Origin of the sequence: Paraburkholderia sp. EG287B, from assembly GCF_040965595.1 — a bacterium.
GTDB lineage: Bacteria > Pseudomonadota > Gammaproteobacteria > Burkholderiales > Burkholderiaceae > Paraburkholderia.
Genome location: NZ_JBFRCG010000043.1, coordinates 1 through 11,982, shown reverse-complemented (window position 1 = coordinate 11,982; position 11,982 = coordinate 1). Strand labels below are relative to the sequence as shown.

At 58.6% G+C, this 11,982-nt stretch carries 10 protein-coding genes and 1 pseudogene; 8 read left to right on the top strand and 3 right to left on the bottom strand.

The window, feature by feature from the left end; genetic code table 11:
• The first annotated feature begins 242 nt into the window (after positions 1–242).
• Positions 243–485 (top strand): hypothetical protein, encoded by a 243-nt coding sequence (locus AB4Y40_RS41555; protein ID WP_368692810.1) that lies wholly within the window; start codon positions 243–245, stop codon positions 483–485.
• 540 nt (positions 486–1,025) lie between these two features.
• On the opposite strand, the gene AB4Y40_RS41550 is transcribed toward AB4Y40_RS41555, so the two are convergent.
• From AB4Y40_RS41550 to AB4Y40_RS41540, 3 genes are all read right to left on the bottom strand, one after another.
• Positions 1,026–2,405 (bottom strand): MFS transporter, encoded by a 1,380-nt coding sequence (locus tag AB4Y40_RS41550; RefSeq protein WP_368692809.1) that lies wholly within the window; start codon positions 2,403–2,405, stop codon positions 1,026–1,028.
• Positions 2,406–2,507: 102 nt separating this feature from the next.
• Positions 2,508–3,875 (bottom strand): MFS transporter, encoded by a 1,368-nt coding sequence (locus AB4Y40_RS41545; RefSeq protein WP_368692808.1) that lies wholly within the window; start codon positions 3,873–3,875, stop codon positions 2,508–2,510.
• Positions 3,876–4,087: 212 nt separating this feature from the next.
• Positions 4,088–4,681, bottom strand: a complete 594-nt coding sequence (locus tag AB4Y40_RS41540; protein ID WP_368692807.1) for a cysteine hydrolase family protein — start codon at positions 4,679–4,681, stop codon at positions 4,088–4,090.
• Between the two features lie 949 nt (positions 4,682–5,630).
• On the opposite strand from AB4Y40_RS41540, the gene AB4Y40_RS41535 reads away from it, so the two are divergent.
• The 7 genes and pseudogenes from AB4Y40_RS41535 to AB4Y40_RS41505 all read left to right on the top strand — a co-directional run.
• The gene (locus tag AB4Y40_RS41535; protein WP_368692806.1) at positions 5,631–6,791 is read left to right on the top strand and encodes an amidohydrolase family protein; all 1,161 of its coding nucleotides are present in this window, start codon (positions 5,631–5,633) and stop codon (positions 6,789–6,791) included.
• Positions 6,788–7,828 (top strand): amidohydrolase family protein, encoded by a 1,041-nt coding sequence (locus AB4Y40_RS41530; RefSeq protein ID WP_368692805.1) that lies wholly within the window; start codon positions 6,788–6,790, stop codon positions 7,826–7,828. Before AB4Y40_RS41535 ends, AB4Y40_RS41530 begins: the two co-directional genes overlap by 4 nt.
• Before the next feature lie 31 nt (positions 7,829–7,859).
• Positions 7,860–8,285 carry a Rieske (2Fe-2S) protein gene (locus AB4Y40_RS41525; RefSeq protein ID WP_368692804.1) on the top strand — a complete coding sequence of 142 codons (426 nt, stop codon included), beginning with the start codon at positions 7,860–7,862 and terminating at the stop codon, positions 8,283–8,285.
• 89 nt (positions 8,286–8,374) lie between these two features.
• The gene (locus AB4Y40_RS41520; RefSeq protein WP_368692803.1) at positions 8,375–9,334 is read left to right on the top strand and encodes a 2Fe-2S iron-sulfur cluster-binding protein; all 960 of its coding nucleotides are present in this window, start codon (positions 8,375–8,377) and stop codon (positions 9,332–9,334) included.
• A gap of 142 nt (positions 9,335–9,476) precedes the next feature.
• A complete protein-coding gene (locus AB4Y40_RS41515; protein ID WP_368692802.1) occupies positions 9,477–10,262 on the top strand; it encodes a VOC family protein in 786 nt (261 codons plus the stop codon).
• A gap of 8 nt (positions 10,263–10,270) precedes the next feature.
• The gene (locus tag AB4Y40_RS41510) at positions 10,271–11,227 is read left to right on the top strand and encodes a hypothetical protein (protein WP_368692801.1); all 957 of its coding nucleotides are present in this window, start codon (positions 10,271–10,273) and stop codon (positions 11,225–11,227) included.
• 209 nt (positions 11,228–11,436) lie between these two features.
• A pseudogene (locus AB4Y40_RS41505) lies at positions 11,437–11,856 on the top strand (peroxiredoxin); the annotation flags it as partial.
• Positions 11,857–11,982: the final 126 nt, after the last annotated feature.

Sequence of the window (11,982 nt, the reverse complement as noted above, 5' to 3'; positions counted from 1 at the left end):
CTAGGCGATATAAGTGGAGTTCGGCTGACAGTGTCGAGTACGGAGCAACGCGTTCGCCGTATCCGTTGCTCGCCGTTGATCTTTGCGCTTCGAACAAAGCGCGGAAGGAAGGTGCCGCGACGCTGGAGCAGTCCGGGTACGCTTGCGGCGGCGTGCAGGCTCTTCGGCGGCGTGGCGAGCCGGCGATCTGAACGGAATCGTTTGGCATTCCATTGACAGCTAACTCGAGATCGCGGGGAATCATGTTCGACGCTCCACTCCTTCACAATGACGAAGACGTGTTATTCAGCTACCGAATCGGCGGGCGCGCGCTCGAGATACAAGTGACGGGAAAATGCCTGGTGGACATCTTCCGGTCCGATGGCACTCGAGAAGGCAATGAGATGGCGTTGCGGAAGAACGTAGAGCGGATCCTGCGCGTTGCTTCCGACAAGGTGCGGCGGGGAACGCTGTCGCCAGTGCGGTTGAACGCGACTGACTTTTGATTGCGCCGAGCACCGTATCCGCGCCACTGGATGCGTACATCGCCATCCAGCGGGGCTCTCGATGGTCCGGGAAGCGGTTTCTCCCGAACATAATGCGGCGTGGCAGTGCGCTGTAGGATCCGACGACCGCGGCGGGGGGGGCGACTTCGCAAGACAGCGTGGCGACGAAGTACGCGGCGTTTGTGTCCTTTCTTGTGTTTAGACAGAACACTGCATTGGCGTGCGACAGCGTGTGTCGGTCTGCCACTCGCGCTATCCCCTTTCAATGGCTCCCACGCCGGCACTTTCGGAGGCACTGGCCATGCCAACAGCACGGCTCTGTACCGCATGTTTGGCACGCCGTGCCCGGGTTTCGTATCCGCTTCGGATCAGTCCCGGACGAAACGATTGAATCCGGGCAATACCGTGTCACCGGGCAACGTGGGTGCGGTGTGTCTTCGGTAACGAAGAGGCGAAAGGAAGACACTGCGGGCTCGCGACCGCACCTCATCGCTGGGTTTTATGGGGTTCGATTGAGCATCGATTCTTTTCGTTGTGTGATCAATCAGATGCGTGACCACGGACGACCGGAGCAGGCGGAGGCGCCTTGAGCGCTGCAATGCCTTGTTCATTGGACGCCGAGCGACTATGGTCGATGAAGGCGAGCGCAATCGCGGCAAGCATGCCTGCGGCGGCGATCAGCAGAAAGTTCTGCTCAAGTGGCAGCTTCAGCGCGACTATCTGTCCAATCAATGGTGGTGCGACGATTGCGCCCAATCGCCCGACTCCCACAGCCACGCCAACGCCTGTGGAACGGATTGGCATCGGATAGAACTGTCCGCAATATGAGTAGGCAACGATTTGCGCTCCCGTGCTGCATGCCCCGACGGCCCCAATGATGACGTACAGCAATTCGGTTGAGACCTTTACCGTCATCAGACACAGGAAGATGCTCCCTAACGCGTACATTGCTACCAACACCCACTTTATGTGCAGTTTGTCAGCAAGCCAGCCGCCGCCGATGCCGCCAACGTACGCGCCAATGTTCATCGCAATGGCAAAGCTCAACGCCGAGCCGAGACTATAACCGGACATCGCCATCAGCTTGGTGAGCCAGGTGGAAAGCGAGTAGACCATGAAAAGGCCGTTAAAAATAGCGATCCAGAATATGACCGTGCTCATTCCTCGACCCTCTTGGAAGAGGCGGGCGACAGCGACACCCACAGCACGGTCTTCTTCGGACACGCGGAAATCCAGTCGCTGTTCGAGGCGAATGCCAGGCTGAAGGCGGCGCACTACAGCACGGAGACGGCGGTCGTCCCGGCGCGCAACCAGATACGACAACGACTCTGGCATCGACTTCAGGACGAACGGAATCAGCAGGACGGGCGGGCCGGCTGCAATGAATACTGCCTGCCATCCGTGTTCGGCGATGAGAACCTTTCCGAGGACGGCTGCCACAACGCCGCCGATCGCGTAGCCTGAATACATCACGGTCGTCAGTAGACTGCGAATTTTCTTCGGCGCGTACTCAGTCATCTGCGCGATGACGTTTGGCATGACTCCGCCAATTCCCAGCCCTGCGATGAAGCGCAGCACGCTAAAGGAGAGCGGCTCGCCTGTGAAACCGGCTCCCGCGGTGAAGACGCTGAACAGGAAGATGCAGATCGAGATTGTCCAACGCCGTCCGATTTTCTCCGAAAGGGCGCCAAGGAAGATCGAGCCAAACATCATGCCGAACAACGAAGAGCTGGCCATCAAGCCAGCCGTCGAAGCGCTGACCCCCATCTGCTGCATGATCGAGGGAAGCGCGATACCCGTGACGGTGAGGTCGCAGCCATCGATGATGGTAATCAACAGGCACCAGACAAGTATTTTGGCGTGAAAGCCATTGAAACTGGCCTCGTCAACCATTCTGTTCACTTCAATGCACTGCACCATGCTCTCCTGACATTAGGTCAATCGGAATGCTAATTAAAGGGATGAATCCGTAGATCTGATCGAGCACCTGTCATCGTCTGATTGATTCTACTGCCCCATGGTTTAGAAGCTTGCCTCGGGACGACCTGCATCAGCATCACTTTTACGGTTCATGTTGCCCTGATCTGTTGACGAGTTCTGGCGACCGGTAAACGCGAGCGCGAGCGCGGCAATGATGCCGGTGGAGGCAATCACCAGGAAGTCCTGCTCAAGGGGCAGCTTTAGAGCAACGATCTGGCCAATCAACGGCGGCGCGAGGATCGCACCTGAGCGCCCTACACCAACAGCCATCCCGATGCCTGTCGAGCGGATTGCAGGAGGATAAAATTGCCCGCAATACACATAGGCGAGAATCTGGCTTCCTACGGTACAGGCGCCGACGGCCCCAATGACGAGATACAGCAACTCGGTCGAGGTCTTCACCGTCATCATGCACAGGAAGACGCCGCCAAGCGCACACATGGCGACCAGTACCCACTTGATGTGCAGTTTGTCGGCGAGCCAGCCACCTCCAATTGCACCGACCATCGCGCCAACATTCATCGCGATGACGAAACTCAGCGCCGAGCCAAGGCTGTACCCAGACATCGCCATCAGCTTCGTGAGCCACGTGGAGAGCGCGTGGACCATAAACAGGCCCGTGAAAATTGCAATCCAGAACATGACGGTGCTTACACCGCGGCCATCCTGGAACAGCCGCACAACGGGCACCACGCCGGTCCGGTCTTGGGCAGGGGCAGTGAACTCAATGCGCCGATCGAGCTGAATGCCAGGCTGAAGACCGCAAGCGATAGCCCGTAGCCGAACGGCGTCCCGCTTTGCGATGAGGTACGGCAAAGACTCGGGCATCGAGTCCAGTACGAACGGGATCAGGAGAATCGGTGCGGCCGCAGCAATGAACACCGCCTGCCAACCATGATTAGCGATGAGCAGTTTGCCGAGTAAGGCGGCGACGATCGCGCCGATTGCGTAGCCCGAATACATCACGGTCGTCGCGAAACTGCGGATTTTCTTTGGCGAATACTCGGTCATCTGCGCGATGATGATTGGCACGACGCCGCCGATACCGAGACCCGCGAGGAAGCGCAACTCGCCAAAAGTGAGCGGGTCACTGCTGAAGCCGGCTCCCACCGTGAAGACACTGAACAAGAAGACGCAAATGGAGATCGTCCATCGACGGCCGATCTTGTCCGACAGTCCGCCGAGGATCATTGAGCCAAACATCATTCCGAAGAGGGCCGAACTTGCCATGAAGCCAGCTGTAGAGGCACTGACCCCCATCTGCTCCATGATGGATGGAAGTGCAATGCCTGTGACTGTCAGGTCATAACCGTCGACGACTATGATCAGCAGGCACCAGACTAGTACCTTGAAATGAAAGCGATTGAAACTGGCCTCGTCGGCTAGTTTGTATATGTCAACGCGCTGCACGTGTGTCTCTGGGATTGGTATTTTGGAGTTGGACTATTGGGGCGAAATGGCACCCCATGGAGTAGTCGCGAGAAAGAAAGCTCCCGCGGCTTGGGGTTGGGCTACCGCTGCGCGCACTGCACATTACTGAGGGCCATCGCGGACCTTGATCATCGAAAGTGTCTAAGTATTCGATGCCTTGGATCGCGCCCCACGAAGTGATCGCGCTGAAGCTAGGCTGAGAGCGCGTTACTGATGTCTGTGGACAAGACCACCTCAGCATGTGGCGGAAACAGTTTGTCCATGAGCATTTGGTGGACGTCGTCGTCGAGGTCCGCACAACAGTCACGTGCGACGATCAGTCGGTAATCCAGATCAAAAGCTTGTCTGAGCGTAGAGAGCACCGAGCCGCTAGTCGTAACCCCTGCGATCAATAGCGTCTCGATGCCGTTGGCGCTCAACAGCATCTGCAGGTCGGTCCCACTGAAGGCACCGACCCGGTGCTTTATGACAACCGGGTCCCCGGCAGCCGGGCGTACGGCCGGGTGAATCGCGGTCTTGATATCCTCCAGCGCAAATAGACCCTCTTCCTTGATTGACGTGAAGAGTGCGTTGCGCGGATCAATCTCTGGATAGTTGCGCCTGAATCCGACCGTCACGTAGACGACCTTGATCGCCGCCGCGCGTGCAGACGCGAGCAGCTTCGCTGTGTTCTCAAGCAATTCCGCAGAACGCACCGTCGGCACATATTTCTCGAACGCCACCGTCTGCATGTCCATGAGCAGAAGGGCGGTTTTGGGGAGGTCAAGCGCCAATCGATCAGCCATTCGAATTCTCAGTCAAAGGTAATTTTCTTCCCGCAGTGCCTCGGCTATCCCGAGCGCGCACCGATGTGTTGTTAAAGCGCCTGGGAGAGGAAACGCGTCACCCACCGTGGTCGCAATCCTCGTTCACCGGACATGGCTCGAATCGACAGCCCAGCGCCAATGATGCGGATCCGTTTCGCTTTACACCCCGAACCCACAAAAACTTTGGATGCCAGCCGGCCAAGGAGGACTTCGCCAGGCAACTCCACTGCGGCCCGGATGGTGGTTCGTTATGGTGGTCCCCATTTGCTAGTGGCCTTGATGGAGATGATCAGTATGACAAAGTAGCTGTAGAAAACGCTTGCCTTGACAGTGGGTTCGCCTGACTCGCAATGGCGTCAGCCTCCTGTGGAGGCGCCAAACGAACGGATCCCCCATGCGCCGCCGTGCAGGCGGACACAGTCAAAGAAGCGCTTATGTAGAACGAACTGGTTAAGTGCAGACGCTTCTGGCGACCGTGGATTTTCGATCGATCTGAAGTCGCCAACCACTCTCAAGGCCCACACAAATTATGGAGCAAGGCTTTAACAGGCCGCCTGTATATGTGTATTCAGTCTGCCTGCATATTGTCACGGAGTATGTAAGGGAATCTACCTAAGTCGTTTGTGGCACGCGCCTGCGCCGCTTGGTCATGCCAACCGGAGCGCGGTGTGTGAAGAGCCCGCGAACGGCGTGCGTCTCCCGTCTGCGTTCTTGTGTTGATCCGACGGGCGTTTCCAGCGGCATCCTGGATACGACTCGTTATGCCTTTGGCAATGCCTGGCACTACCTCGAGGACGTGCATTCAGGGTACGCCCTATGGGTCGGCACGTTGACATGCGAAAAATATACAGGCAGACTGATTATCACGACGACAGCACATCGTCGAAAAGCAATACGACGACGACCCCACATTGTCAGGAGACACTCTATGACGACGGCAACACTTGAACGACCGGAAGTGAGGGACAGCCAACTCGAGCACGTTGAAATCAAGGTGATCGACACGGATGTTCACGTAGAACCGCGTTCGTTCGAAGAACTGATTCCTTACCTGGATGCGCCTTGGCGCGATGTCCCGAATCTCATCAACAGCGTGCCTTTCAGCCGCCCGACGTATCGGACGCTGGAGGGTGGGGGCCGCAAAGATGCATACCCGAAGGTTGGTGACATCGGCTCCGATCCCGAGATGGTTGGACAGCAGATGTTCGTCGACGATCCGACGGACTACGCCATCCTGCTGCCGTGGAGTTTTCGTGGCTTCACCGTCGATCCGAAACTGGATACGGCGCTGGCTAGCGCTGTGAACAGCTGGCTTGCTGACACCTGGCTGAGCAAGTACAACGCCGAAAATCGATATGTCGGATCGATATCCATTGCCATCGACGACCCGATTGGCGCGGCAAAGGAGATTGACAAGTGGGGCGGGCATCCCGGCTTCCGCCAGGTGGTGATCGGCCACTATGGACCGCGCCCGTTCGGTCATCCTATGTATGACCCGATCTGGGAGGCCGCGGCGCGCCATAACCTTCCCATTGCAGTGCACTTCCGCGGAGGTGCGACCCAGCCGCTCGGATGGACTTCGACGGGTCCCCTGCAATACTTCGTCGAGTACCACTCCCTGATTGCGCCGATGGCATACGGGGCGCATCTGGCAAGCTGGATCTGCAATGGTGTTTTCGACCGCCATCCCAACATGAAGGTGCTGTTCATTGAGGGGGGCTTCCTGTGGTACCAGCCGTTCGTGGATCGACTCGAGCGCCACTGGAAAAAGACCGCGCAAGAACTCGGCTTGAAGAAAACGCCGCATCAGTATGTGCGCGACCACGTCCGGTTTGCAACCCAACCGATCGAGGAGAACACGGATCCGCACAAGATCGCTGCCCTTTACGAAGAGGCGAATGCTGCCGAACTGGTGATGTTCTCAAGCGACTATCCGCACTACGACTACGACCCGCCGAGCAAGGCGCTGCCGCGTTCGCTGGACGCCGAGATTAAGAGACGAATCATGTATGAGAATGCACGAGTGATCTACGATCTGCCGAAAACACGGCCGGTGGACCGGTTCGATCTGGCTGGAGGTGCACGATGATCATCGATTGCGCCATCCACCCCGTCCTGGGCAATGTCGAGTTCAATCGCGCGATTGGCTCGCCGTGGAACTTTCTGAAGCTGCCGCCGCTTTTTGGCGAGAAGTACCGCTCTCCGTTTGATCAAATGGCGGTATCGACGGAGGAGGCAACGAGCCCGGCAGCGGTGGCCGCCCACCTGCGTACCGCTGGCGTCGACTATGCCGTGCTGAGCCCGACGACGCGGGGCTACTGGCCGAACCCGCAACAGGCTGCTGCCGTTGCGCGTGCGGCTAACACGTTGCTCTACAAGAAGTGGCTGGAAGCTCCCGAAGCTGAAGGGCGATTCCTCGGCTCGATCCGTATTGCGCTGAACGATACCGATACGGCGCTGCGGGAGATCGACCGTTGGGCCGACGATGACCGGTTCGTTCAGCTCGTCGTGCCGGCGCGGGCTCTGGCGACCTATGGCGAACAGCGTTTCTTCCCGATCTGGCGTGCGGCTGCAGAGCGAGGCCTCGTTGTGTATGTTCACGACGATTTTTCTACGCTGATTGAGCCGCCGCCGTCGCAGGTCGGCTTCCCGAGCTTCTTCGCGGAAGATCATGCCCTCCGACCCATGGCGTCGCTCGTGCAACTGACCAGCTTCATCGTCGCAGGTGTCTTCGAGCGCCTGCCGGAACTGCGCGTCGTGTTTGGCGACCTTAGCGTGCACGCCGCGCGCTCGCTGGCAATCCGAACGGACAAGGATTGGCAATCGGATCGGGTCGAGGTTCCGTGGGTGAGCGATGATCCGACGACCTACCTGGCACGCCACGTCCGCTTTGTGACGCAGGCTGACGACGAGATTTCGCCCCACAGCAAGACCGCGGCCGGGACAATCGGTGGCGACAACTCCTCGCTCGTCGTCTTCGGCAGCCGATATCCGTATTGGGACGGCGCAAACGCGAAGGACGTGTTCCCTACGTGGTCTGAGAAAGATCGGGCTCGTTGTTTCGCAGACAACGCGGTGCAGTTCTATCCGCGTATCGCGTCGCGAGTCTCGGCCGAGGCGGCCTGACGCTCGACCAGGACTGAACAGGAGACAGTAAATGCGATATGTAGTGGGTGCAGTAGACGACCTTCCGCCCGGCTCGTCAACGATTGTCTATCCGGAGAAGGTAAAGAGCGGGATCGGTGTATTCAACGTCGACGGGCAGTTTTACGCGTTGAAAAACACTTGTCCGCACATGGGCGGCCCGCTCTGCAAGGGTCACGTGCGCGGCACCTCGACGGCAGAATTGCCGGCGGACGGTCTACCGCAGATGCACTGGGTGCGTGACGGGGAAGTCGTTGCATGTCCCTGGCACCACTGGGAATTCGAGATCAAGACGGGGCGGACGATTTTCAAGTCCAACCAGAAAGTGCGTAGCTACCCGGTGACGATCGAATCTCCGGAGGAACTCGAGCGGTTGAAAGCCGGCGTCGAAACTGTTCCAGTTTCCGTCGAAGGTGCTGCGGTCGTCCTCGAAATCTGATCGGTTGATCAGTTCAATCGCGCGCACTTTGCGTCGAGCGGGCCGTGAGGCCCAGCAACTGCGGCCCGCTCATTCATCAAGGAATGGTTATGTCTGAACGCGACTTCGAGCTTGTGATCGCCCGCAAAGACGTTGTGGCGACGGGAGTCGTACGCCTTACGTTGTCACGCAAGGACGGTGTCGAACTTCCCCCCTGGGAGCCTGGCGCACACATCGATCTCCATTTTGCGTCGAATGGCGTGGACTTTGTTCGGCAGTATTCGTTGTGCGGGCAAGTCACGGACCGACATCAATGGCAGGTGGCCGTGCGGCGCGCATCCGATGGCCGTGGTGGATCGGCCCATATCCACGACGCCTTCGCAGAAGGCGATGCGATCCGTGTGTCTGCGCCCCGGAACAATTTCCCCCTTGCGCGGGCAAAGCGATACCTGTTCATCGCAGGCGGCATTGGCATCACGCCTATCCTTCCCATGATCGCCGAGGTCGACGTCGCGGGCGCAGACTGGAGGCTCGTGTACTGCGGTCGATCGGCCGAGTCGATGGCCTTCGTCGACGAGACGCTCGCGATCGGTGGCGACAGGGTTTCGCTTCACGAGAGCGATCTCCGAGGCCAGTTTGATCTGGCGGCGCTGATCGGGAAGGCCGATCCAGAAACCGTCCTCTATTGCTGCGGCCCTGAGCCCATGCTCTCGTCAATCGATGAAAGCTGCGCGTCTTGGCCAGCTGAGAGAGTCCACTATGAGCGATTCTCTCGTCGCGAGGATGGATCTACCAAATCCGATACCGAATTCGAGGTTGAATTTGCCCGGTCGAAGCTTGTGGTGACCGTGCCGGCCGACCGATCTATCCTGGAGGTTGCGGAGGAGCACGGCGTGGAGATTGACTCGTCCTGTCAAGAGGGCGTGTGCGGATCCTGTGAGACTCGGGTGCTCTGTGGAGCGCCTGACCACCGCGACTCAGTGCTCAGTGAGAAAGAGCGCGCCGCAGGTCAGACAATGATGGTCTGCGTCTCGAGATCATGCTCGGGCCGTCTGGTTCTCGATGCGTAACGGCATGACGTGGCTCGTAGCGGAGGGCGATAGCTCGCCCCATTTCGGCTCTACGGATCTCCGAGGTTACTTAGGCTAACAAGTCAGAGATGCGTAGTCTGATTTTGGAGACCGGGGAAACCAACAAACATTAGGAGTATTAATGATGGCTGCAATGGCAACCCAACAAATTGGATCGTCTGATACTGATGACCTGCCGCGCCACCGTCGAATCCTGCAAGAGTCAGGCCCGGCGGCCGGCCGGATTTCGGGAATCAACCATCTCGTCATGTTCGCCCGAGACATGAACGAAGCGGTGCGCTTCTATCGTGATGTGCTCGGTATGCGAGTGGTGCGAACCCAGCGATTCGAGACGACGGCCAAAGGCCTGCGATCCGCCGCCCACCACTCCAGCGGGGCGGCCGCTCATGAAGCGCCGGACAGCTCCCCGATTGCTGTGGATATCACGGTGCGTCAGGTGTTCTTTGAGATGGGCAACGGGGAGCTTTTTTCGCTCTATGAGGCACCCACGGTTACAGAGCGGCCCCCGGCTCCGGTGAGCTCGGTCCTTTGGCCCGCCGCTAGCAAGAGTCAATGGAGCAGGCCGGTAGAACCGCAGAAATTGGACCATCTCGCATTCGATGTGCGTTCGCACGCCGACGTCGTTTGGTTCAGGGAGCATCTGCTGTCCCAGGGTGTTGCGGTATCGGAAGTATCCGAGCGTAAAGGTGCAAACAACACGCATCGATTCATTTCCTCCATCTACTTCTCGGACCCCAGCGGCAACCCCCTCGAAATATCGTCTTTTAACGCTGAGGACGTTGCGTGGCAATCGTATGACTTCAGCGACTGGTTCGTCGATGAGGATCCCGTTCCCGCGCTTCTGGATGATGGGACTGGCGATGTCCAGCGGCTTGTACCGCACTGGGTCCGCACGGCGTCCGAGTGAGGGATGAGATGAAATTCGCTGAAGTCACCGGCTGGGGCGAAGAGAGTTGGGACCACGACGTCACCGGCGTTGCGGTGGATTCGCAGGATCGGGTATATGTCCTGCGTCGTGGCGATGATCCAGTTACCGTATTGAGCCCAGACGGAACAATCGTGGATCGTTGGGGAATTGGCTGCTTTTCCAACCGGCCGCATCTCATTTCAATCGGTCACGATGACAAGGTCTACGTTGCAGACGACGGAGGACATCGCGTCCTCGTGTTTGAGTCAAGCGGTCGCCTGCTGGAAACGATTGGCACAGGTAGCCCGTCGGACACCGGATACGACGCGGGGGCGGCGAGTGCCGAGGTCGCATTTGAGCGGATGCCTGGTGGCCCTCCGTTCAACAGGCCGACCAAGGCCGCGCCCTCGCGCAATGGTGAACTGTTTGTTAGCGATGGCTACCGGAATTGTCGCGTGCACCGGTTCTCTCGGGATCGTCAACAGGTGCGATCCTGGGGGCGTCCCGGAGCGGACGAGGGGTGCTTCGTCATACCGCACAGCGTGACGGTTGACAGCGAGGGGCGCGTTCTGGTGTGTGACCGCGAGAACGATCGCATACAGATCTTTTCCCGTGACGGTGAGGTGGCTGGCGTGTGGAACAACGTGCAACGGCCGACCGATGTGGCTTTTGACCGCTTGGGAAATGTGTATGTGACTGAGCTTCCCCGTGGGCCTCTGGATCTGAAGTCCTGGCGGCTCGGGCGTGCGTATGAGGAACTGCCCGGCGAGGTAACAATGCGGCTTCCTGACGGTGCGATTATCGCGCGGCTGAGCTGCCCAGGTGTGGAGTTCCTTGCGCCGCACGCAATTGCGGTCGACTCAACGGGTGCTGTCTACGTTTCTGAGGTGCCGGAGTCGTTCGCAAGTTATACCGGCCGCCCACTGCGGCCACATCGATGCCTGCGTAAATTCGTACCGGGCTAGAGGGGCTCTACACGGCGATTGACTGGGCGGACCATCGTCCGTCCTCGCTCCCCCGTGACTAACGGCCGACGGATCTGTGGTCGAGCAAGCATTGAGGCCGTCAGCTCGGTCTCCCGGAAGGCAAACCTAAACTGCTCTCGTACAAAAGCCCTTTACATGCAGACTGGCCGGCGAGACGTCCGAGAGCAATTACCCAAGAAGGACCAGCCATGATCAGAGTGGGTGACACGTTACCGGATGCACGTCTCTTCGAGTTCATCGACATAGAGACTGACGAGTGTCCCTTGGGCCCCAACGACTTCTCGGTGCTGGAGCGAACTGCCGGAAAACGCGTCGTGATCTTTGGACTGCCGGGCGCTTTCACGCGGACGTGTTCTGCCAAACACGTTCCCGGCTACGTAGATGCGGCGGCGGATTTTCTTGCAGCCGGCATCGACGAAATATGGTGCGTTTCGGTCAATGACGCATTCGTCATGAACGCCTGGGAGCGCGCTCTCCAGATCGCGGGCAAGGTGAAGATGATCTCGGACGGCAACGCACGCTTCATCCGGGCACTCGGACTGGGTCAGGATCTAAGTCGACTCGGTATGGGAATCCGCTCCGAGCGCTACGCCATGGTCGTTGAAGAGTAAGCGATCCACTATCGACGTCTACCCAACAGCACTCTGAGCGAGGAGCATAGGTGTCCACCTATTTGTGAGGTGGACACCTATGGCTGACAAAGACTCAGAGCTGAGAGTAGTTCGGCAAAGCAG